Source organism: Gluconobacter vitians (assembly GCF_015244565.1).
GTDB lineage: Bacteria > Pseudomonadota > Alphaproteobacteria > Acetobacterales > Acetobacteraceae > Gluconobacter > Gluconobacter vitians.
In genome coordinates this window covers 1-20,957 of sequence record NZ_JABCQG010000005.1, presented here as the reverse complement: position 1 = coordinate 20,957, position 20,957 = coordinate 1, and the positions used below count along the sequence as shown (strand labels likewise).

Annotated in this window: 23 protein-coding genes, 2 tRNA genes and 1 pseudogene; 14 read left to right on the top strand and 12 right to left on the bottom strand. The window is 60.6% G+C overall.

From position 1 onward, the window contains the following. Positions 1-24: 24 nt before the first annotated feature. From HKD24_RS05225 to HKD24_RS05195, 7 genes are all read right to left on the bottom strand, one after another. Positions 25-123, bottom strand: a tRNA-OTHER gene (locus tag HKD24_RS05225). Beyond that, positions 100-408, bottom strand: a complete 309-nt coding sequence (locus HKD24_RS05220) for a hypothetical protein (protein ID WP_194259324.1) — start codon at positions 406-408, stop codon at positions 100-102. The genes HKD24_RS05225 and HKD24_RS05220 overlap by 24 nt, the downstream gene beginning before the upstream one ends. A 111-nt stretch (positions 409-519) precedes the next feature. Continuing rightward, positions 520-594 (bottom strand) — tRNA-Gln (locus tag HKD24_RS05215). A 72-nt stretch (positions 595-666) separates the two neighbouring features. After that, positions 667-1,356, bottom strand: a complete 690-nt coding sequence (locus HKD24_RS05210) for a TetR family transcriptional regulator (protein WP_194259323.1) — start codon at positions 1,354-1,356, stop codon at positions 667-669. Positions 1,357-1,436: 80 nt separating this feature from the next. After that, positions 1,437-2,258, bottom strand: coding sequence for a pyrroline-5-carboxylate reductase (gene proC, locus HKD24_RS05205; RefSeq protein ID WP_194259322.1), 822 nt, complete (start codon positions 2,256-2,258; stop codon positions 1,437-1,439). Between the two features lie 2 nt (positions 2,259-2,260). After that, positions 2,261-2,767 carry a type III secretion system chaperone family protein gene (locus HKD24_RS05200; protein ID WP_062500804.1) on the bottom strand — a complete coding sequence of 169 codons (507 nt, stop codon included), beginning with the start codon at positions 2,765-2,767 and terminating at the stop codon, positions 2,261-2,263. A gap of 177 nt (positions 2,768-2,944) precedes the next feature. After that, positions 2,945-3,235 carry an accessory factor UbiK family protein gene (locus HKD24_RS05195; RefSeq protein ID WP_011252692.1) on the bottom strand — a complete coding sequence of 97 codons (291 nt, stop codon included), beginning with the start codon at positions 3,233-3,235 and terminating at the stop codon, positions 2,945-2,947. An 81-nt stretch (positions 3,236-3,316) separates the two neighbouring features. Between HKD24_RS05195 and rfaD the strand changes: the two genes are divergently transcribed. The 3 genes from rfaD to pgeF are packed head-to-tail and all read left to right on the top strand — an operon-like array spanning position 3,317 to position 5,890. Beyond that, entirely contained in the window at positions 3,317-4,297 is a 981-nt protein-coding gene (rfaD, locus tag HKD24_RS05190; RefSeq protein WP_194259321.1) for an ADP-glyceromanno-heptose 6-epimerase, read from the top strand. An 11-nt stretch (positions 4,298-4,308) separates the two neighbouring features. Next, a complete protein-coding gene (lgt, locus tag HKD24_RS05185) occupies positions 4,309-5,130 on the top strand; it encodes a prolipoprotein diacylglyceryl transferase (protein WP_194259320.1) in 822 nt (273 codons plus the stop codon). Further along, positions 5,123-5,890, top strand: a complete 768-nt coding sequence (gene pgeF, locus HKD24_RS05180) for a peptidoglycan editing factor PgeF (protein ID WP_194259319.1) — start codon at positions 5,123-5,125, stop codon at positions 5,888-5,890. The genes lgt and pgeF overlap by 8 nt, the downstream gene beginning before the upstream one ends. On the opposite strand, the pseudogene HKD24_RS15560 reads toward pgeF, so the two are convergent. After that, positions 5,860-7,023, bottom strand: a pseudogene (locus HKD24_RS15560) (acyltransferase family protein). The gene pgeF and the pseudogene HKD24_RS15560 sit on opposite strands and share 31 nt — an antisense overlap. A gap of 130 nt (positions 7,024-7,153) precedes the next feature. Then, positions 7,154-9,259 (bottom strand): catalase, encoded by a 2,106-nt coding sequence (locus tag HKD24_RS05170; protein WP_194259318.1) that lies wholly within the window; start codon positions 9,257-9,259, stop codon positions 7,154-7,156. 211 nt (positions 9,260-9,470) lie between these two features. On the opposite strand from HKD24_RS05170, the gene HKD24_RS05165 reads away from it, so the two are divergent. Next, a complete protein-coding gene (locus HKD24_RS05165; protein WP_194259317.1) occupies positions 9,471-10,346 on the top strand; it encodes an SDR family oxidoreductase in 876 nt (291 codons plus the stop codon). 18 nt (positions 10,347-10,364) lie between these two features. Here HKD24_RS05165 and HKD24_RS05160 read toward each other — a convergent pair whose 3' ends face one another. Continuing rightward, positions 10,365-11,696: an MFS transporter gene (locus tag HKD24_RS05160; protein ID WP_194259316.1), complete on the bottom strand. Its 1,332-nt coding sequence runs from the start codon at positions 11,694-11,696 to the stop codon at positions 10,365-10,367. A 185-nt stretch (positions 11,697-11,881) separates the two neighbouring features. Here HKD24_RS05160 and HKD24_RS05155 point away from each other — a divergent pair, with 185 nt between their 5' ends. The 7 genes from HKD24_RS05155 to HKD24_RS05125 all read left to right on the top strand — a co-directional run bounded on the left by HKD24_RS05155 (position 11,882) and on the right by HKD24_RS05125 (position 17,279). Further along, positions 11,882-12,541 carry a 50S ribosomal protein L25/general stress protein Ctc gene (locus HKD24_RS05155; protein WP_194259315.1) on the top strand — a complete coding sequence of 220 codons (660 nt, stop codon included), beginning with the start codon at positions 11,882-11,884 and terminating at the stop codon, positions 12,539-12,541. A gap of 3 nt (positions 12,542-12,544) precedes the next feature. Next, complete coding sequence (pth, locus tag HKD24_RS05150) at positions 12,545-13,114, top strand: aminoacyl-tRNA hydrolase (RefSeq protein WP_011252701.1); 570 nt, start codon at positions 12,545-12,547, stop codon at positions 13,112-13,114. Between the two features lie 191 nt (positions 13,115-13,305). Then, positions 13,306-14,400 (top strand): redox-regulated ATPase YchF, encoded by a 1,095-nt coding sequence (ychF, locus tag HKD24_RS05145; protein WP_041111581.1) that lies wholly within the window; start codon positions 13,306-13,308, stop codon positions 14,398-14,400. Next, positions 14,393-15,649 carry a glutamate-5-semialdehyde dehydrogenase gene (locus HKD24_RS05140; RefSeq protein WP_228124187.1) on the top strand — a complete coding sequence of 419 codons (1,257 nt, stop codon included), beginning with the start codon at positions 14,393-14,395 and terminating at the stop codon, positions 15,647-15,649. Before ychF ends, HKD24_RS05140 begins: the two co-directional genes overlap by 8 nt. 32 nt (positions 15,650-15,681) lie before the next feature. Beyond that, positions 15,682-16,269, top strand: a complete 588-nt coding sequence (locus HKD24_RS05135; RefSeq protein WP_194259460.1) for a nicotinate-nucleotide adenylyltransferase — start codon at positions 15,682-15,684, stop codon at positions 16,267-16,269. Positions 16,270-16,367: 98 nt separating this feature from the next. Then, a complete protein-coding gene (rsfS, locus tag HKD24_RS05130; RefSeq protein WP_024717179.1) occupies positions 16,368-16,820 on the top strand; it encodes a ribosome silencing factor in 453 nt (150 codons plus the stop codon). Beyond that, the gene (locus HKD24_RS05125) at positions 16,821-17,279 is read left to right on the top strand and encodes a 23S rRNA (pseudouridine(1915)-N(3))-methyltransferase RlmH (RefSeq protein WP_194259313.1); all 459 of its coding nucleotides are present in this window, start codon (positions 16,821-16,823) and stop codon (positions 17,277-17,279) included. A gap of 18 nt (positions 17,280-17,297) precedes the next feature. Here HKD24_RS05125 and HKD24_RS05120 read toward each other — a convergent pair whose 3' ends face one another. Both HKD24_RS05120 and HKD24_RS05115 read right to left on the bottom strand, forming a co-directional pair. Next, complete coding sequence (locus HKD24_RS05120) at positions 17,298-18,014, bottom strand: CHAP domain-containing protein (protein ID WP_194259312.1); 717 nt, start codon at positions 18,012-18,014, stop codon at positions 17,298-17,300. A 172-nt stretch (positions 18,015-18,186) separates the two neighbouring features. Next, a complete protein-coding gene (locus HKD24_RS05115) occupies positions 18,187-18,537 on the bottom strand; it encodes a RidA family protein (RefSeq protein ID WP_011252711.1) in 351 nt (116 codons plus the stop codon). Positions 18,538-18,687: 150 nt separating this feature from the next. Between HKD24_RS05115 and HKD24_RS05110 the strand changes: the two genes are divergently transcribed. Genes HKD24_RS05110 through HKD24_RS05100 form a run of 3 tightly spaced genes read left to right on the top strand, consistent with a single transcriptional unit; the run spans position 18,688 to position 20,806 of the window. Continuing rightward, complete coding sequence (locus tag HKD24_RS05110) at positions 18,688-19,338, top strand: MBL fold metallo-hydrolase (RefSeq protein WP_322783281.1); 651 nt, start codon at positions 18,688-18,690, stop codon at positions 19,336-19,338. 54 nt (positions 19,339-19,392) lie between these two features. Beyond that, positions 19,393-19,830 (top strand): DUF192 domain-containing protein, encoded by a 438-nt coding sequence (locus tag HKD24_RS05105; RefSeq protein WP_407646354.1) that lies wholly within the window; start codon positions 19,393-19,395, stop codon positions 19,828-19,830. Between the two features lie 7 nt (positions 19,831-19,837). Beyond that, complete coding sequence (locus HKD24_RS05100; protein WP_194259310.1) at positions 19,838-20,806, top strand: NAD-dependent epimerase/dehydratase family protein; 969 nt, start codon at positions 19,838-19,840, stop codon at positions 20,804-20,806. Positions 20,807-20,957: the final 151 nt, after the last annotated feature.

Below are 20,957 nucleotides of genomic sequence, written 5' to 3'. Positions count from 1 at the left end.
GATGGATTTGGGGATTGATGGTTCTGGTGTCGCCTACGGGATTCGAACCCGTGTCCGGGTCGCAAGACACAGGGTCGCAGTATGTCGGGTAAGAAGTGGTTATGCCTCCCCCATGAAAGCGGCCACCGGGACGGTCAGGACTTTGCAGACTCTTCCGGCAATCCGGGCGGTCCCGCCCTTTTCCGCACCGGGGCAACGCTGGGCAGCGCGATGCCACGCTTCACCTGCCCATATTGAGCCTTCAAACGCACGGGAGAGTTGGATTGAGCCAACGGCGAGGCTCACGACCGCCTCTTTCCCGGTGCCGTTCACGCTGATTCCGAGACCTGCCAGCACCGTTTTTGCGTTGTCCGTCGTGCGGATGGCCTCGGCTAAGGTGGCGTCTGAAATGGTACGTCCCGTCGGCACGATGGAGTATTTGAAGCTCTCAGGTGGAAAAGAATCGTGTAGGATTTTCTACACAAGACCTTCATGAGGCCCAAAAATTCTCAATATTTTTAATGATTTAAGTAGAGGAGTTGGCTGGGGTGGGAGGATTCGAACCTCCGCATGGCGGAATCAAAATCCGCTGCCTTACCGCTTGGCTACACCCCAATCGCTGCGCTTCCCAGAAGCGCAGGCTCTGGGCCTTCTAATCTGAACCGGAGGCCTTCGTAAAGTCCGAAGTCAGGATTCCAGTTCCAGATCGTGATCGGGCAGGCCGGTATTGTTCAGGGCCTCGTTCATCTTGCACCGGGCGGAAGGCTTGAGAATCCCGTAACGCTCGGCACGGTCCAGTGCGGTATCGAGAGCTGCCATGGTCGCAGCAAGGTCGGGGCTTTCGTCCTTTTCCCAGGCCCGCATGGCATGCGCCCAGACTGCAGCCAGCGCATTGATGCGCATTACGCCGCCAAAGCCCGTGCAGTCGATCCCTGCGGCTTCCGCCAGCCATTTCATGGAATCAAGGGTGGTTCCGGCCAGAAAAGCAGCAAGGGCAGGATCATAGGGCACGGCCTGCAGAACGGCCCGGACGCCTTCACGATATTCCTGAAAAATATCGAAGCGGCGCATGATCAGGTCGAAGAGATATTCGCGCAGCGTGCCGCCGTCACCGTCGTCCCGCAGGGCGCTGGCATCGGCCAGACGGCCCAGCTGGAGCAGGAGAAGCGCTTTGACGGGATAGCGCTTGCGCACGGTCTCGACGGGGAGCCCGGCTTCGCGGGCCGCATCCACGAGGGAGAAGCGGTGCCATCCCTCGCTTCCGGCAAGCGACAGGGCAGACTGGAGGAGGGCGGCGTCGAAGGCTTCCTGCGCCATGTCCGGCGGGCCGCTCAGTGCCATATCGTCCGAATCAAAGGGGTCCTGCCGTCCGTCCATACGGGTCTCCTGTCGAAAGCTACTGGTCTATGGTGGGAGCATTGACGTTCGCCGACAAGCTCTCTCCCATAAAGAAACTGTCAGCCTGCGAGTTCGTCGGCCCGTTTTGTCGCAGCGTCAATAGCTTTTGGAACAGTCTCCGGCCAGGCATCGGATTTCATAAGGACCGCCAGAGCCGCGGCTGTGGTGCCGTTGGGGCTAGTGACGGCCTTGCGAAGGTCTTCCGCGCTGTCAGGCATGTCATCAAGCATGCGGCCGGCGCCGTAGATCGTTCCACGGGCCAGACGGCGCGCGACGGTAGGGGACAGGCCGTGCTGCTGACCGGCCTTTTCGAGAAGTTCGGCCAGAAGGAAGACATAGGCCGGGCCTGAGCCGGAAATGGCCGTGACAACGGACAGATCGGCTTCCTTCTCCACCGGAACGACGTCCCCGACGGCAAACAGCAGATCATGACAGATGGTCTTCTGTTCTGCCGTGGCCATGTCCGAGGCATAGAGACCGCTGATCCCGGCGCCGATGGCGGAAGGGGTGTTCGGCATGGCACGGAGGACCGGAACGTCCGCGCCGTTCAGCCGGGCGGCGTCTGCAAGGGATTTGCAGGTCCGCCCGGCCATGACGGAAAGAATGGCGGCGTTGTTCATGCGGGCCCCTAGAGCCTTGCCGATCGCATCAATCACGATCTCGGCTACGGCTGGTTTGACCGCAAGAACGATGATGTCGGGCTGGAAATCAGCGGGAATTTCGGCAGCCGTACGGACGACGCTGACGGCGTCGCCCGAGCAGGTTCGGTGTCGGTCGAGAACGACGAGCCGGGGCGGTGTGGGGGAGGCGAGCCAGCCGTCAAACAGCGCGCCTCCCATCTTTCCGCACCCTGCGAGAAGAACCGAAGGGACGGATGGCACGGTCAGGCGTCTCCTGCGCAGTCGAGCATTGCGGCGTCTATGGCGTCCTGCGGTGATTTTCCGCCCCAGAGTGCGAACTGGAAGGCGGGATAGAAGCGCTCGCATTCGGACATGGCAATGTCCACGAGGTCTTCCATGCTTTCGCCGGGAAGGGTCTGCACGCCACGCATCAGCAGCGTATGTCGGTAAGAAGGGGTACCGGTGTCGGGATCGACGGCGAAATGGCCGATCCACAGGCGGTTATTGGCCAGGGAAACGAGTTCATGGATGGCTGGACGGCGCTTGGCAGGCGAGCGCAGGTCCAGAATGCAGTTGAGATGCAGGGCCGAGAGTTCGTCGGACCATGTGAAATACAGCGAATAGTCGCACCACTGTCCGGGGGCCTGGGCGGCCATTTCGGACGGGCCGAGCCGTTCGAACTCCCATTCATAGAGGCCCATGACCTGTTCCATCAGGTCGAGCGGATGGGATTCTGTTTCCGTGGTGAGTGAGGTGCTCAGGGCAGGCATGGCGGGTCTCCCAAGGCCGTGGAGCCTGGCACCGGCCTGGCGCCGGTGCGGCGCTCCAGATGTCTGCGGCCGGAAGTGGAAAATCCGCTCCCGGCATCAATCACGTTATGGACCCTTTGCCCCGTGTGCAAGCGTTACGCTTTGCAAAATCCACACCGGGCCTTTGACTGTTGCAGATCAGCCCTGCGGACCGCCCTTTTCTTCGGTTGCAAGTTCCTCGACAGCGGAGAGACGCGATTCGATTTCGGCCAGACGCTGTTCGGTGGCGTCCTGTGCCATGCGGGCGCGGGTGGCCATTTCCTGCACGGCGTCGAATTCGTCACGGCGGACGAGGTCGAGGCTGTTGAGGATTTCGTCTACGCGGGTGCGGACAATGGCGTGAAGCTCTTCGCGGGCGCCGGTCACTGCGGAAAAGGCGTTACCGGCAAGGCCTGCGAGGTCGTCGAAAAAGCGGGGTCTGTCAGCCATGATGAGGTTCCTGCTGTTCTGCGGCGTGTCATGTCGGGCGCGTCGCTTGGATCGTTATCGGGGGCAGACTATACAGGAAGGATGATTATCGTCACCGGCGGGGCCGGATTCATTGGTTCGTGCCTTCATGCAGCCCTGCGTCGCCGGGGCCTGCGGACGGTTGTGGTTGACCGACTCAGGGACGGGGTGAAGTGGCGTAACCTGGCGTCCCATGCGCCGGATCGCATCATCACGCCTGACGCGCTTGAGGGTTTCCTCGCATCGGAGCCTGATGTCGAAGCCGTGTTCCATATGGGGGCGATCAGCGCCACCACGGCACGGGACGGCGATCTGGTCTGGTCGAGCAATGTGGACCTGTCACAGACACTGTGGCGGTGGTGTGCGGCGCGGGGCGTGCGGATGATTTACGCCTCCTCCGCCGCGACCTATGGCGCTGCGGACCGGCCGGAGATGTTTCGCGATGGGCTGGAGAACATCGATGGGCTGCGGCCGCTGAACCTGTATGGCTGGTCCAAGCAGGCCTTCGATCTGTGGGTAAAGCGTGAAATCGAAGCCGGTGCGCCCGTGCCACCGCAATGGGCCGGGCTCAAGTTTTTCAACGTCTACGGGCCGAACGAGTATCACAAGGGGTCGATGATTTCAGTGGTGAAGGTCAAGTATGACGAGGTCGTGCAGGGCCATGCGGCAAAGCTGTTCCGCTCGGACGTGCCGGGGCTTGCCGATGGGCAGCAGAAGCGGGACTTCATCTGGGTCGGGGACGTGGTGAACATCATGCTATGGCTGTTCGATCATCCGGACGTCAGCGGACTGTTCAACTGTGGAACCGGCGTGGCGCGAAGCTATCTCGATCTGGCACATGCGGTCTGCGATGCGGCGAAGCGGGCGCGGGATGTGGAGTTCGTGGACATGCCCGAGAAACTGCGCGGGCAGTACCAGTCCTTCACCTGTGCGGATATGAGCCGCCTTCGCGCTGCGGGATATGATGCGCCGTTTACGTCTCTTGAAGACGGTATCGGGCAGTATGTGCGCGAGTATCTCTCCCAGCCTCACCCTAATCTCTGAGAACCGATTCCTTGAGCCATCCCCTGATCTTTCCGGATTTCGATCCGGTTGCCTTCCATATCGGTCCGCTGGCGGTGCGCTGGTATGCGCTCGCCTATATGGTGTCGTTCATCATCGCGCTGCCAATTGCGCGGCGACTGAACCGTCTGACGCCGGAAGTGGCGACGAACGAGCAGGTGGATGACTTCCTGTTCTACGCCATTCTCGGTGTGCTTCTGGGGGGACGGCTGGGCTATGTGCTGTTTTACCGGCCGATGGATTACCTGTCGCACCCGCTCGAGATCTTCAAGACCTGGGACGGCGGGATGTCATTCCATGGCGGTGCGCTGGGCGTCATTCTGGCGCTGGCCTATTTCAGCTGGAAGACGCGGCTCAGCTTTCTAGCCTTTGCGGACCGGATCGTGCCGGTTGTGCCGATCGGGCTGGGTCTGGGACGTTGTGCGAATTTCGTGAACGGGGAGTTGTGGGGGCGTCCGGCGTCTCCGGATCTGCCCTGGGCGATGATCTTCCCGACGGGCGGGCCGATTCCGCGGCATCCGTCCGAGCTTTACGAAGCCCTGACCGAGGGTGTCCTCCTGTTGTGCGTGATGCTGTTTGCCGCCAGCCGTCCGCAGGTTCGCGAGCGGTTCGGGTTTCTGTCAGGTCTGTTCCTGTTCGGCTATGCCTGTGCCCGGAGTTTCTGCGAGTTCTTCCGGCAGCCGGATGCGAATATCGGCTTCCTGTCCGGTGGCACCACGATGGGGCAGTTGCTGTGCATTCCGATGGCCCTCGCGGGGATGGGGCTCATGGTTTACGCGATGCGTCGTCCGGCTCAGGTTTCGGCGCATGTCTGAGGCTGTGCTGACGGGATCAGTGCTCAAGGTTCCGCACGGGTTTTTCACGCGGCTTGGGGGCGTTTCGCCGACACCGTATGACAGCCTGAACTGCTCGCTGTCCTCGCAGGATGATCCGGCGAATGTGGCGGAGAACCGGGCGCGGGTGGCGCGGGCGATCGGGGTAGCGCCGGATCATCTGCTGGGTCTGAAGCAGACGCATAGTGATATTACCGTGCCTGTGACGGCTGAAACGCCGCTCTGGGTGGCTGGAACCGGGCAGGCAGGGGATGCGCTTGTGACGGACCGGCCGGAGATCGGCGTGGGCGTCATTACGGCGGATTGTGGGCCTGTGCTGCTCTCTTCCGAGGATGGGCGGATCGTCGGAGCGGCCCATGCGGGCTGGCGTGGCGCTGTGGGCGGGATTCTGGAATCCGTAGTCGCGCAGATGGTGGCGCTGGGTGCTACGGGAATCAGTGCTGTTGTCGGGCCGTGTATTTCACCGACAAGCTATGAAGTCGGACCGGACATGCGGGATGCTGTTCTGGCTCATGGAACCGAGGGAGAGCTTTTCTTCCGTTCAGCGCCGCGCGAGGGGCATTTCCTGTTCGATCTGCCGGGCTATTGCGGCTTCCGGCTGGAACAGGTCGGCGTCCGGACCGTGCAGATCCTTGGTGTGGATACGCTGACGGACCCACGGTTTTTCAGCCACCGTCGGCGCACGCTCGCGGGTGGTGGACATATCGGCCATCAGATCTCGGCGATCCGCCCGCTGGGCTGAGGACGGCGCGGGCCGGATTTTTCGAGCAGCCAGCGATCGGCGGGGCGTGAAAGAAAGCGGTCCACGAGGACGCCAAGGCAGAAGGACAGGCCGAGGGTCGGGATGAACCAGACCCAGCCGAGCGTCCAGTTTTCTCCGGTGGCCTTGAACAGATGGACCATCGGCATGACGACAAACATGTGGCTGAGGTAGATTTCATAACTCAGCCGGTCCCACTGGCGAGGCCATGCCAGAAACCGGCTTCCGGCGGCCTTGCCCCATCCGTTGTAGAAGGCAAGGAGCAGGGCAGCGCATGAGGCTGTGAAGAACAGCGGTGTTGCGTAGCCGAGGGTCAGCCATACGACATGGCCGTCGATTAGATAGAGACCGACGCCAAGACTTCCGGCCCAGCCAAGCCAGGGCGTGAGTCTTGCAAAAAGGGACGGGGTCATCCGGTGCGCCAGAAGGGCTGCGCAGACGCCCATGGCGATGGCGGAAATACCCGGGCCATAGGCTTCATCCTGCCAGATGTCCGATGCGTTCCGGATCTGCCATTCCGCGAAAGGGCTGGATAGGGCAAGCAGCGCGAAAACGAGGCCAGGCAGTTTGGGAACGCGTCCGCCCAACAGGCAGAGGATCGGGAAGGCCGCATAAAACAGTTCCTCGACCGAAAGGGACCACAGCACATCCCAGTTGGGGGGAAGATAGTTCGTTCGGGCTTCGTAGAGGTTCAGATGCATGAACAGCGCTGCGAAGATGGCGCCGGGCAGGGTCTAGTTTTCGTGATGGAAAAGGAAGTCGGGCGTGCCTGCGAGATTGAGAGCCGCGAGAATTCCGAGCAGGACCAGCAGGCATGGCAGGATGCGGCAGGCCCGGCGCGCTGAAAAGGCGATGGCGTTGATGCCGCCCAGGCTGCCCCATCGGCGTAGTGTGTGGTCGGTGATCAGGAAGCCTGAAATGACGAAGAAAATCTTCACGCCCTTGCCGCCATCCCAGTTCAGGGCTTTCAGCAGCATGGCGGGAAAAACGGCCGAGAGGCCGGTCTGCATCAGGGGGATGCGCAGGGCGAGGTGATGGATGAGGACGAGGATGATGGATAATCCTCTGAGCAGGTCGATCCCCGGATTGCGCTGCGCGTCTGATGTTGTCTGCACCCTGAAATCCCATCCTGCAAAAGCGGAACGCTTCTGTAATGGAAGTCAGGCATGATTCCGTTCGGAATGTGGCGCGGGGAGGGGCAGATATAAAAAAGGGCCGGAGAATGTCTCCGGCCCCTGTCCTGTCTCAGACAGCGTGGGTTCTGGCTTCCCGGTCCCAGAAGCGCAGTTTGCGGCACAGGGTGATGAAGGTCTTGAGGTCGCTGGGGGCCTCAAGCGGGATGATGCCGTCATCCATGTCTTCCGGCGTGATGCCACCCTTGGCGAGAAGCGGTTTGGCGTCTGGGCCGTAGCCGATGAACTTCGCATGGGCGAAAGCGTCGGCCACGAAGTCGCGTGCTGTGGCTTCGCCGGTCAGGAGCTTTGCCCCCGCTGCGGATGGAATCAGTACGACCGCATCATACAGGACTGAAGGTGCGCCAACGATCTTCTGACCAGCCGGGACGAGCTTGCCGTCTGTCGTTTTCACGCCACCAACTGCCGGGGCGACCAGTTCGACAATCGTGCCTTCCGCTTCCGCGGCCTTCATCAGGGCTGCGAGCAGGTCCGCATCCGTGCCATCGGTGACGAGCACACCCAGCTTGCGTCCCGTGAACGTCTTGGGGCCGTTCTTGAGGATGCTGAGCGGGTTCGAAGCCGGCAGATCCGTCAGCGGCGTGCGGGCAGCCGGGGCAGGAGCTGGCATCTTTTCCAGACGCAGGCCTTCAGCCACGCCCTTGGCGAGCTTTTCATCGACGTTCAGCAGATGGGCGACGACGCGGGCACGGATGGCCGGGGTGAGGCACTTGCTGAGCTCGAAGACGAAGGCATTCTTGATATGCGTCTGCTCGGTCGGAGTCTGGCTCGTGTAGAACTGGCGGGCCTGACTATAGTGGTCGGCGAACAGTTCGCCGCGTTCACGGGTCTTTCGGCCGTTCACTTCCTCTGCATAGGGCTTGTAGCCGGTCTGCGGGTTTTCACGCGGTCCCATGCCCCAGGAGTTGGGTTCGTAGTTTGCACGGCCTTTCGGGTTGTGCATGGCCATGTGGCCGTCCTGCTGGAAGTTATGGAACGGGCATTTCGGCGCGTTTATGGGGATATGGGTAAAGTTTGGGCCGCCGAGGCGCTTGGTCTGGGTGTCCAGATACGAGAAGTTCCGGCCCTGCAGAAGCGGATCGTTGGTGAAGGCGATGCCCGGAACGACATTCTGGGTGCAGAAGGCGACCTGCTCGGTTTCCGCGAAGAAATTGTCCACCGTACGGTTCAGCACAAGACGGCCAATGCGGCGGACGGGGATGAGTTCTTCCGGGATCAGCTTGGTGGCGTCCAGAATGTCGAAGTCGAACTTGTCGGCAAACTCGTCATCGAAGAGCTGCACGCCGAGTTCCCATTCCGGGAAGTCACCGGAATTGATGGATTCCCACAAGTCGCGGCGATGGAAGTCCGGATCGGCGCCGTTGATCTTGACGGCTTCGTTCCACACGACGGATTGCAGGCCCTGCTTTGGCTTCCAGTGGAACTTCACATAGGTGGATTTGCCCTCGGCATTGACGAGGCGGAACGTATGAACGCCGAATCCTTCCATGAAGCGGAAGGAGCGCGGAATGGCGCGGTCGGACATGATCCACATGAGCATGTGGACGGTCTCGGGCGACAGCGACGCGAAGTCCCAGAAATTGTCATGGGCGGACTGAGCCTGCGGGAAGCCGCTATCGGGCTCTTCCTTCACGGCATGAACCATGTCCGGGAACTTGATGGCGTCCTGAATGAAGAAGACGGGAATGTTGTTGCCAACAAGGTCCCAGTTGCCTTCTTCGGTATAAAGCTTCACGGCAAAGCCGCGTACGTCACGGGCGATGTCAAAGGAGCCGCGGGCACCGGCGACGGTCGAGAACCGGACGAAGGCCGGGACACGCGTACCTTTCTTGCCGAGAACCTTGGCCGTCGTGTAATCGGCCAGGGAATCCGTCAGTTCGAAGAAACCATGCGCGCCATAACCACGGGCGTGGACGACACGTTCGGGAATACGCTCGTGATCGAAGTGGAAGATCTTTTCGCGGAAATGGAAATCTTCCAGAAGCGCCGGACCACGTGCGCCAGCCTTCTCGGTGTTCTGGTCGTCGGAGACAGCCAGACCCTGCTGGGTGGTCAGGGTCGGTGTATCGCCCTTGGCCACCTGATGGGTGGCGCCCTGCGGGCCACGTTCGAAGGTCTGGTCACCAATCGTGACGGTCGTGCGTTTGTCCGTGCTCATGTGAAGTGCGCCTCTGCCGTGTGGGTTCCGGACATGCGAATGTCCGGACAGTGTGGTGAGGAAGTGTCTTTCCTGCTGGAAAGCCGTGCCCCTAGAAAGTGTGTGCAGCGGCAAATGTTCCGGAAATAAATCCGGGAAAATTTCTGAACCGGGGAAGAAGACGCGCCGTTAAGGCTGGACTCTGTCTTTTGACGACCTGAGGAGCTTTTTCATGCCTGCTGATCCTCGCACCCGGTATCCGCGCCCGCCTTTCAGGGGGCAGACGCAGAAATTCCCTGGCCTTTCGGAAAAGATGCATCCGAAACCCGATTACGGGGAGGAGACCTACAAGGGCTCGGGAAAACTTGAGGGACTTGCGACGCTCATTACCGGTGGCGATTCCGGAATTGGACGCGCGGTCGCGCTGGCATTTGCCCGTGAAGGCGCGGATGTCGCGATTTCGTATCTGGAAACGGAAGCGGATGATGCACGCGATATCGGGGAACAGATCAAGGCCGAAGGGCGGAACTGTCTGCTGTTGCCGGGAGACATCCGTGATGGGGCGCATTGTCGTGAGATGATCAGCAGGACCGTCGAGACGTTCGGTCGTCTTGACGTGCTGGTGAACAACGCAGCTTTCCAGAAGGCACGCGCAAAGCTGGAAGAGATTTCCGACGACGAATGGAAGCGCCATTTCGCGACGAATACGGATGCGCTGTTCCATCTGACGAAGGCAGCCCTGCCGCATCTTCAGGCTGGCGCCTCTATCATCAACACGTCTTCGGTCAATCTGAAGACGGCGCCGGAACTGCTGGTGCCGTATTCCATGACAAAAGCGGCGATTGCGAATTTCACGTCCAGCATGGCGCAGCAGCTCGCCGGGCGGGGAATCCGGGTTAATGCTGTGATGCCGGGGCCAATCTGGACGCCGTTCATCGCCACCGGAATGCCCGAGGAAGAACAGGAACATCTGGGCTCGGATGTGCCGCTGGGCCGTCCGGGGCAGCCGGCTGAACTGGCAGGGGCCTATGTCTATTTTGCCGATCCGATGAACAGCTACACCACGGGCGCGCTTCTGGCGGTCAATGGTGGGGTGCCGATGATCTGAAGGCTTGCCCCTGAGGATTTAAGGTCGTGCAAACGCCTGCTCGTCATCGAGCGGGCGTTTTTCTGTTCTGGGTCCGAAGACGAGCGTGACGGTGGCGCCCGACAGCAGGATCAGGGTCGTGAGGCCGAAGACGCCGGGGAAACCGGCAAGCGGGTAGAGCCAGCCGACCAGGATGGGCGATGCGATGGCGCCCAGACGTGCGATGGCAGAGGCGAGCCCCATGCCACGGGCGCGCAGGGACGTCGGAAAGAGTTCAGGTGTGTAGGCGTAAATGCCGCCGAAAGTGCCGTTCATGAAGAAGGACAGCAGGATGCCAAAGATCAGAACTTCGGTCGGTGTCTGGCTCGTCGCCATGCCGATGGCGCTGATGGCTCCGGCAACCATGAACAGCGCCACCGTTCTGCGCCGTCCCAGACGATCGGTAAGGAAGGCGGCGGAGGCATAGCCGGGAAGCTGGGCAAAATAGATTGAAATTGCATAACCGAAGCTGCGGGTGACGGTCATGCCACGCTCGATCATCAGGGTCGGGATCCAGGTGAAGAACGCGTAGAAGCTGAAGGTGATGGCCAGCCACATGGCCCAGCTCATGAAGGTGGAGCGGCGCAGGTTTGGAGCGAAGAGATCCCGCACCAGACGGATGCTCGGCGCACCGCGATCGGTCGTGGTGGTCAGGCCGATGGCAAGGCCTGCGCTTTCCTCGATGTCGCCGACAATGCGGCAGGCTTCGGCGGTCTGGCCACGCTCGTCGAGCCAGCGGGGGGATTCGGGCAGGGCGCGGCGCCACCACAAAAGCATCAGGACCGGGAAGCCCGTGAGCGCTAGCGCCCAGCGCCAGCCATCCGCCATGGCGGGCACGAGCATGAAACCCATGATGGCGGCGGTGACATAGCCGAAGGAATAGAATCCCGTGAGGGCAGCCGTGAATGCGCCGCGATAGCGGGCGGCGACGAATTCGCTGAGATAAGGCGCGATGATGGTGGCTTCCGCACCGGCGCCGATTCCGGAGAGGAGGCGGTACAGGAAAAAGCCCGCGAAGGAAGACGATCCGGCGGAGAGCAGGGAGCCTATGGCGTAGATGGCTAGGGCGCTCATCATGACGCGGCGGCGGCCGGAGCGGTCTCCCCACCAGCCGGAGAGCAGGGCGCCGAGCCCGTAGCCCAAGTAAGTGGCGCTGCCGAGCAGGCCGAGTTCCGGGCCGCTCAGGTGCCACTGGCTTTTCAGCATCGGGAGCGCGAAGGCCACGATTGCGGAATCGAGGCCGTCGAACGTGTAGCCGAGGCCGCCGAGGAACAGGAGTTTCCAGTGAAAGCGGGTAAAGGGCAGGCGTTCGATGCGGGCGGCGATGCTCATCGGGTGGGGGATCTGCCGGAAACTGTGGAAATGAAACGCAAACGTAGCGGCCTGCAGACGGGCTGGTCCAGAGGGGCAGAGTCCGAAAATGGTTGTGCCGGTGGCGGTTTTCCGCTACTCCGCGCCTCGCACAGGCACCCCTGGAGGTCTGTGTTGAGTGAAATTCAATACGCAGGAGCGTAACAGTGGCTAATTTGACGACACTTGCTGTCTCGACGCGTGCGAAGGCTGGTAAGGGGGCAGCGCGCGCAACGAGACGTGAGGGCCTCGTGCCGGCCGTGATCTACGGTGGCAAGCAGGAACCCTCCATCATCGCACTTGATCCGCGCGTGATCATGAAGGAACTGCATCGCGGTGGCTGGTCCTCCCGCGTGTACAACCTGGCTGCCGAAGGCGCAGAGCCGGTTGCAGCCCTGATCCGTGACGTGCAGCTGCACCCGGTCACCGATGCTCCGATCCATGTTGACTTCCAGCGCGTTGCTGCCGGCACCAAGGTGCACGTCGAAGTCTCCATCGCTTTCGTTGGCGAAGAGAAGTCCCCGGGCATCAAGCGCGGTGGCGTGCTGAACGTCGTCCGTCACTACATCGACGTGCAGGCTGATCCGGCCAACATTCCGGAACACTTCACGGCAGATCTGAGCGGCCTGGACATCCACGACAACGTGCGCTGGACGGACCTCAAGGGCACCGAGGGCGTTGTTCTGGGAAGCGGCCAGGCTGCTGACATGGTCATCGCCTCCATCGCTGCACCGACGATCGATGCCGAAATGGAAGCCGAAGCTGCTGCCAAGGCTGCTGCTGAAGCCGAAGCCGCTGCTGCAAAGCCCGGCGCAAAGAAGAAGTAATCGATGAGGCTCTGGACCGGTCTCGGCAACCCCGAGCCGGGGATGAGCCGTCATCGACACAATATCGGCTTTATGGCGGTCGACGAGATCGCCAGGCGCCACGGTTTCTCACCGTGGCGCAAGCGTTTCCGGGGGGAGACCTCCGAAGGCGTCATCGGGGGGCAGAAGATCCTGCTCCTCAAGCCGATGACGTATATGAACCGGTCAGGCGACAGCGTTCAGCAAGCCGCGCAGTTCTTCAAGATTGCGCAGGACGATATCACCGTATTCCACGACGAACTCGACCTTGCTTTCGGCAAGCTGCGCATCAAGCGTGGCGGTGGTGCCGCCGGGCATAATGGTCTGCGCTCCATGGATAAATGTCTGCCGGGGCCGGATTACTGGCGTGTGCGGATGGGGATCGGTCATCCGGGCCACAAGGACCGTGTGACCGGGCATGTTCTGGGCAATTTCGCCAAGGCGGAAGAGCCGGAGCTGGAACGGTGGCTTGAGGCCATCGCCGATGCGGCACCCCTTCTGGCGAAGAAAGAACACGAAGCTTTCATGACGAAGGTCGCGTTGCTGGCTGCCTGAAGGCCTTGCGGCTGTAATAGCTCCTCAACGAGAAAGCTGGCAGAATCACGCAGGAATCATGGGCTGAAAAGCCTGTTTCATGAGGGCAGGTGGTTGTGAGCCTCTCCGGTTTCTGCGAACACAGGGCAACGGAATTTTCTGGAACGGATCGTTCGCGTCTGGACGGTCTTCAATGATGATGGAGAGCACGAATGGGTTTCAATTGCGGCATCGTTGGTCTGCCCAATGTCGGCAAGTCCACGCTGTTCAATGCCCTGACGGAAACAGCGGCGGCACAGGCTGCGAATTACCCGTTCTGCACCATCGAGCCGAATACGGGCCGTGTGGCTGTGCCGGATCCACGACTGGATGAGCTGGCACGGATCGGCAAGTCCATCCGCAAGGTCCCGACCAGCCTTGAATTCGTGGATATCGCGGGGCTGGTCCGTGGCGCGTCCAAGGGTGAAGGTCTGGGCAACCAGTTTCTGGCCAATATCCGTGAAGTCGATGCCATTGTGCACGTTCTGCGCTGCTTCGAAGACGACGACATCACGCATGTCGAAGGTGGGGTCGATCCGGTTCGGGATGCGGACATCATCGAGACGGAACTGATGCTGGCGGATCTGGAGAGCCTGGAGAAGCGCCAGGTCGGTCTGCAGAAGCGGGCCCGTGGCAACGATCGTGAGGCTCAGGCACAGCTTGAACTGATGGAGCCGCTGCTGGCAGCGTTGCGTGATGGCAAGCCAGCCCGGACGGCGGTTCCCAAGGGGCAGGAAGCAGAGGCCTCCCGCCTTCAGCTTCTGACCACGAAGCCCGTTCTGTATGTCTGCAATGTCGAGGAAGGTTCGGCCGCGACCGGAAACGCCTTTTCGGAAGCCGTGCGCAAGCGGGCCGAAGCCGAGGGCGCAGGTGTTGTCGTGGTTTCGGCTGCCATTGAGGCAGAAGTCAGCCAGCTGCCGCAGGAAGACCGGACGGAGTTTCTTGAAGGGCTGGGTCTGACAGATAGCGGGTTGGATCGCGTCATCGCGGCTGGCTACAAGCTGCTGGGCCTGCGGACATATTTTACGGTCGGACCGAAGGAATCCCGCGCCTGGACGATTACGGCTGGCACCAAAGCACCGCAGGCCGCTGCCGTCATTCATAACGATTTCGAGCGCGGGTTCATTGCCTGCGAAACCGTAGCTTTTGATGATTACGTCGCCTGTAATGGTGAGGCTGGGGCCAAGGAAGCCGGAAAGCTGCGGATCGAAGGCAAGGAATACGTGGTGCAGGATGGTGACGTCCTGCTGTTCCGGTTCAATGTCTGAGGCAGGGCACATTCTGGACGGTCTGGCGGAGCATGCTCGCCGGGCCAGCCGGAGTCTGGCGCGGGCGAGCGCGGAAACCCGCAATCATGCCCTCTCCGAAGCTGCGAAAGCGCTGAGGGCCCGATCGGATGAGATCGTGGCCGCCAATCAAAAGGATCTGGCAGCGCTTTCCGAAGACCGGAACGCCGCGTTCCGGGACCGTCTGACGCTGACGCCGGAGCGGGTCGAGGCGATGGCGCACGGTCTGGAAGACGTGGCAGGTCTGCCGGATCCGGTTGGGCGCGTTTTGGCGGAATGGGACAGGCCGAACGGGCTGCATTTCCGCCGGGTGGCGACGCCGCTTGGCGTGATCGGCATGATCTATGAAAGCCGGCCCAATGTTGGTGCCGATGCCGCCGCGCTGTGCATCAAGTCCGGCAATGCGGTGATTTTGCGCGGTGGCGGGGAAAGCCTGCATTCGGCGCGTGCCATTCAGGCGGCGATGGAAGACGGATTGCGGGCAGCCGGGCTGGATGAGGCCTGTGTGCAGATCCTGCCATCCGCTGACCGGGCTCTGGTCGGGGCGATGCTACAGGCTGCGGGAAAGATTGATCTGATCATTCCGCGTGGTGGCAAGTCCCTTGTGGAGCGCGTGCAGCGCGAGGCCCGGGTTCCTGTTCTGGCGCATGCGGACGGTCTGAATCACACCTACATCCATGCGAGTGCTGATCCGGCCATGGCACGGAAAGTGCTGCTGGATGCGAAGATGCGGCGGACGGGGATCTGCGGTGCGACGGAGACGCTGCTGATCGATGCGACGATTGCACCAACTCTGCTGCCCTTGCTTGTTGAAGATCTGGCTGCGAAGGGATGTACGTTCCGGGCAGATGACCGGGCGCGTGCGATCGTGCCGACGCTGGCGGCAGCTTCGGCTGATGATTTCGATATGGAATGGCTGGACGCCGTGCTTTCGGTTGCCGTGGTGTACGGAATTGAGGATGCTCTGGATCACATCGCGCGGCACGGAAGTTCGCATACCGAGGCCATTATCGCCGAAGATCCCGAAGCCGCGGCGGAGTTCCTCAACGGGACGGACAGTGCGGTGGTGATGTGGAATGCGTCCACGCAGTTCTGTGACGGTGGGGAGTTCGGATTCGGTGCGGAAATCGGCATTGCGACAGGACGGATGCACGCGCGCGGTCCAGTGGGGCTCGAGCAGCTGACATGCTACCGGTACGAAGTGATCGGCACCGGGCAGGTGCGGGGCTGATCAGTATCCCGACGTCTGGTGATGGCCGGAACATGCGGATCGGTCTGCTGGGCGGGTCTTTCAATCCGGCGCATGCAGGTCATCTCATGCTGGCGCGACGGGCTTTGCGGGCTCTGCGACTGGATCAGGTGTGGCTCATGGTCTCGCCAGGAAATCCGCTCAAGCCGCGCAAAGGCATGGCACCGTTCAGGGTGCGTGTTGCTTCTGCGGAGCGGATTGCAGACGGACGGCGAATCGTTGCAACGGATATCGAATCGCGGCTTGGGCAGCGCTTCACCGTAAAAACGGTCGGATTGCTGAAGCAGCGTTTCCCGCATGTGCGCTTCGTGTGGCTGATGGGTGCGGACGGCTTGGCGCAATTGTCGCACTGGAAACGCTGGCGGCAGTTGGCTGCGATGGTACCCATCGCTGTGCTCCCCCGTCCAGGCAGTGTTTCGCCAGCCCTGCGGGGGGCTGCGGCGTCCGTTTTGCGGCATCAGAGACGGCCTTCGCGCGAATCTCCCATGCTTGCGGAGCGAAAAGGCAACGCATGGACGTTCCTTTCTGCGCCGCAGAACGATATATCGGCTACAGCGTTGCGTGAGTCCGGCCAGTTTCGTCCGGATTCCGATCAGGAGTAAAAACCATCACCAAGACGACCTCTCCCGAATCGCAGGCCAAAAAGCCTGTGCGCCGGAAAACCAGCTCCCCCGATGCGGCACTGGCCGAGGCTGCCAAGGTGCCGGGAACGGCTCGCAAGAAGGCCGCAGTTGCCGGACCGAAGAAAACGGCCGTCAAGCGCGAAGCCGTGCAGCCGGATCTTCTGACCAGCATGCTGACGGTCATCACCACGAGTCTGGACGAAGACAAGGGTGAAGACATCGTTGTGCTGGACCTGGTCGGCCGCGCGAATTTTGCTGATCGCATGGTTATTGCGACCGGTCTTGCCGACCGTCAGATTTCCGCGATGGCGCATCACATCGAAAAGAAGCTCAATGAGATCGGCATCAAGCGTATCCTGATCGAAGGCGCGAATGGCAGCGACTGGGTCCTGATCGATGCCGGCGATGTTGTTGTGCATCTCTTCAAGCCGGAAAGCCGCGAGCTTTACGGGCTGGAGCGGATGTGGGGCACCGATCTGGATGGCAGCGAAGACGAAGTTGCTGTCGGACAGGACGAAGAGCAGGACTGAATGAAACTGGTCGCAATCGGCCGGCTCAAAGCCGGGCCGGAGCGCGAACTGTTCGAACGTTATGCGGGCCGGATCAGGCCCGCTTTGACGGTGACGGAACTCGCGCCGTCAAAAGGCAGCGTCCAGGAGCAGAAGCGCAAGGACGCTGCGGTTCTTCTGGAGGCCTGTCCTGACAATGCCCTGATCGTGGCGCTGGATGAAGGTGGCAAGACACCGGACAGCCTGCGGCTGGCGGAGATGCTGTCCCGCTGGCAGGAATCGGGGCGCCCCATTCATTTTCTGATCGGTGGTGCGGAAGGGCTGGATTCAAGCGTGATCCAGCGGGCCGATTCCGTGATTTCTCTGGGGAAATTAACCTGGCCGCATATGCTGGTCAGGGTTCTGATCGCCGAGCAGGTCTTCCGCGCTCAGGCCATCAATACTGGCCATCCCTATCATCGGGAGTCGCGGCCGGACTGACCCCAGCCTTAGGTCAGATCAGCGAATCGAGCGGTCGGGCGCGTCCGAAGTGAAGGCATCGTCCGGAGCTTCGGCGACTTCTGTGTTGCTCATCGGATGGCTCAGCGGATTCGAGCCGCTCAGGACTGCACGATGATGGAAGCTTGCGGGGGTCGAAGCGCGGGCCAGAACAACCTGCGGCGCCGGATTGCGGTCACCATTATCGGAATGCGGATAGATGAAGCCGTAGGTCGGATAGATGCTGCCCAGTCGACCGCTGCGATCGTTGAGTGCAACCCGAACGGCACTCCAGTCGTTATTAGGAGAGACATCAACGACGCGTACGTTATGTGCAATGCCGTTCGAAGCCCAGTGCGACTGGTCAATATAAATGGTCCGGCTGTCTTCCACCGAGCGCACGACGGCAACGTGGCCAAGCGGCATACGGCGGATTGCGCGGAAATTCAGGACTGATCCGGGCTGAGGGGCGGAGCCACGGGCATAGACGCCAGCAGCATTGTACCACCAGTCACGGGCATTGCCGTGCAGGACCACTTCAGAAGCCGTCTTGGCGTAAGCGACGCACTGAATGACGTGAGCATAGGAATGATGATGGCTGGCCGTACGATGACTATGGAAGACCGTCCGACCGTGATGACCCGAACTGTGACGGGCCTGAGCCTGTCCCGAAAAGAATGCGATCGCGGAGAGCGCCAGAGTAGAGAAAAAGGTTTTCCGGCAACTTTTATGCTTCACGATCTTTAGGATCCTGATTGGTTGTGTGTTGTTCGGGTTACAGGGAGGTAACAACCTTCCTGCAACCCTGACAAGAGCAGAATGCAGGCCTGTGGGTTAAATTTTCATTTCCAGAGAAAATCTTTTTGACACCATAGTTTGCTGCAATCTCGCCACAATCGGCTGATTCAGATCACTTCGTCGTCGTGAGCATGATTTCCACGAGGATCTTCGGGTCCGCCATGACGGCCTGAACGCAGGCGCGTGCGGGAGCCATGTTCTCCGGAAGCCAGGCAGACCAGACCGTGTTCAGGGCAGTGCGGTCTGCAATATCCTTCACCCAGATCTGGGCCTGAAGGATCCGGGTCTTGTCGGTACCGTGCACTTCAAGAATTTCGTCGAGCTGATCGAGAACGCTCTTGGTCTGTTCTTCGATTCCTTTGGAAAGATCTGCCGCAACGACACCCTGGGTGAAGATGAAGCCATGATATTCGACGGCCTTGGAGAGAATGGCATTGGGTTCTGTGCGGATGATACGGCTCATGATGACACCTCGTCTGGATGGGAAACGGGGAGAGTGACCGTCCTGTGACGGAGGGTCAATGATCTGGGGGCTCAATCCCGTGTTTGACTTGTCCCGCAGGGGCTGACCCTGTATCGCCACATCATAACGGACCGTCTGGAAGGGGGAGCTGTGACTCCTTTGTATGCAAAGCGGGTGCCGGTAACGCCCCTGCGGCAGAACTGCACCATTCTCTCCAATGATGAGAACCGTGCCGTTGTGGTCGATCCGGGAGGCGATGTTGAGGATGTTCTCCAGCATCTGGATGGACAGACCGTAGAGGCCATCCTTCTGACGCATGGTCATCTGGATCATGCAGGCGGAGCGGCCGCCCTGAAGAAAGCTCTCGAAGCCCGTCAGGATCAGACGGTACCGGTCATAGGCCCTGATCGACGGGATGATTTCCTGCTGCAGAGCATCACGAAGCAGGCTGCTGCCTTCGGCCTGACGGGCATGGACAACGTCACGCCCGACCGTTTCGTGGAAGATGGCGAAGTCCTGCACCTGCTGGGGCAGGATCTGTATGTGGCCCATGTGCCCGGTCATACGCCTGGACATGTTGTCTTTATCGACCATGATAACCGTCGCGTCATGGCCGGGGACACATTGTTCCGGGGAACGGTCGGCCGGACGGATTTCGCCTACGGTGATTCACAAGCCCTTATCGACGGAATCCGCGAACATCTTCTGTGCCTGTCCGATGATACCGTCGTTTTGTGTGGGCACGGAATGCCGACGACCATCGGGGAAGAACGTCGGACCAATCCTTTCCTGATCTCCTGACCTGAAAGTCATATCATGCGAGTTTTATGCTTTGCGCTGGTGGCGGCGCTTGGAATGAGTGCCGGCATTGCAAGGGCGGAAGAGCCAATCACGCAGGCACAGGCCCGTTTGCCAACAGAGAGTCTGACCATCACCACGCGTGACGGCCAGAAGCATGCGTTCACGGTGGAGCTGGCCAAGACGTACCGACAGCAGGAAGTCGGGGAAATGTTCCGCAAGCATCTGCCTGAAAACGAAGGGATGCTGTTCATGTGGTCGACCCCTCAGGTGTCGGACATGTGGATGCGCAATACCCTTGTGCCGCTGGACATCGTCTTTATCGATTCAACCAACCACATTCATGCCATTGCGGAAAATGCCGTTCCCCTGAGCGAAGCGATCCTTCGGAGCGATGGCGTGGTTGCCAATACGCTTGAACTGGCAGGCGGGGTCACAGCCAAGCTGGGAATCCGTGTAGGCGATGTCGTAACCAGTCCCGCGCTGAAGCACTGATGTCCCTGTGAAAGTTCTGGTCACCGGGGTTGCCGGATTTATCGGGTTTCATGTTGCTGAAGCCCTTCTCAAACAGGGTATGAATGTTATCGGGGTCGATAGTCTCAACGACTATTACGACCCGGCCCTGAAAGCCGCGCGACTAAAGCAGCTCGAACCTTATCCGTCGTTCAGCTTCCAGAAGCTGGACGTGGCGGACCCCCAGGCCATGCACAGCCTAACTGAATCGCATCCCGATCTGGAAGCAGTAGTTCATCTCGCAGCTCAGGCCGGTGTCCGCCATTCGATGGTGGATCCCTATTCCTATGTGACGTCCAACGTCATGGGACAGGTCGCGCTCCTCGAAGCATGTCGGCATCTGAAAAATCTGACCCATGTCGTCTATGCGTCATCGTCGTCTGTCTATGGACGCAACAGGAGCACGCCTTTCCGTGAAACGGATCGGGTCGATCAGCCCAGCTCCCTCTATGCAGTGACCAAAAGAGCGGCGGAACTGACATCGGAGTCCTACGCCTATCTGTATGGCATCCCGCAGACCGGTCTGCGGTTCTTCACGGTATACGGTCCATGGGGCCGACCCGACATGGCGTATTACGGATTTGCCAAAGCGATTTCCGAAGGTCGTCCGGTCACGCTCTACGACGGAAAGAACCTGTCCCGGGATTTCACCTATATCGATGATATCGTCAGAGGCGTGCTGAAAATTCTGGGGCGGCCTCCCGAAGCAGGAACGTCCCGCGTGCTGAATCTCGGAGGAGACAAACCTGAAAAGGTTGTCCGCATGATCGAGCTGCTGGAGCGCAATCTGAACCAGAAAGCTGTTGTGAAATGTCGGCCCCGGCCGGCGGCCGATATGGAATCGACCTGGGCTTCTCTGGAAAACATAAAGGAACTTTGCGGCTGGGAGCCCGAGGTTTCCTTTGAGGATGGCATGAAAGAGTTCTGCCTCTGGTTCAGAAAGTTCCACGGAATCTGATTTTTTCACAAAAATGCAATTTTCCTGTTGACCCCCCTCCGAGCTCCCCGTATAAGCCCGTTCACCGACGCGGCGGGGCTCACTTCGAGGGGTTCTGGAGCGGCGGGGCAGATGGTCTTTGAAAACTGAATATGGAATTGGAAGGGATATG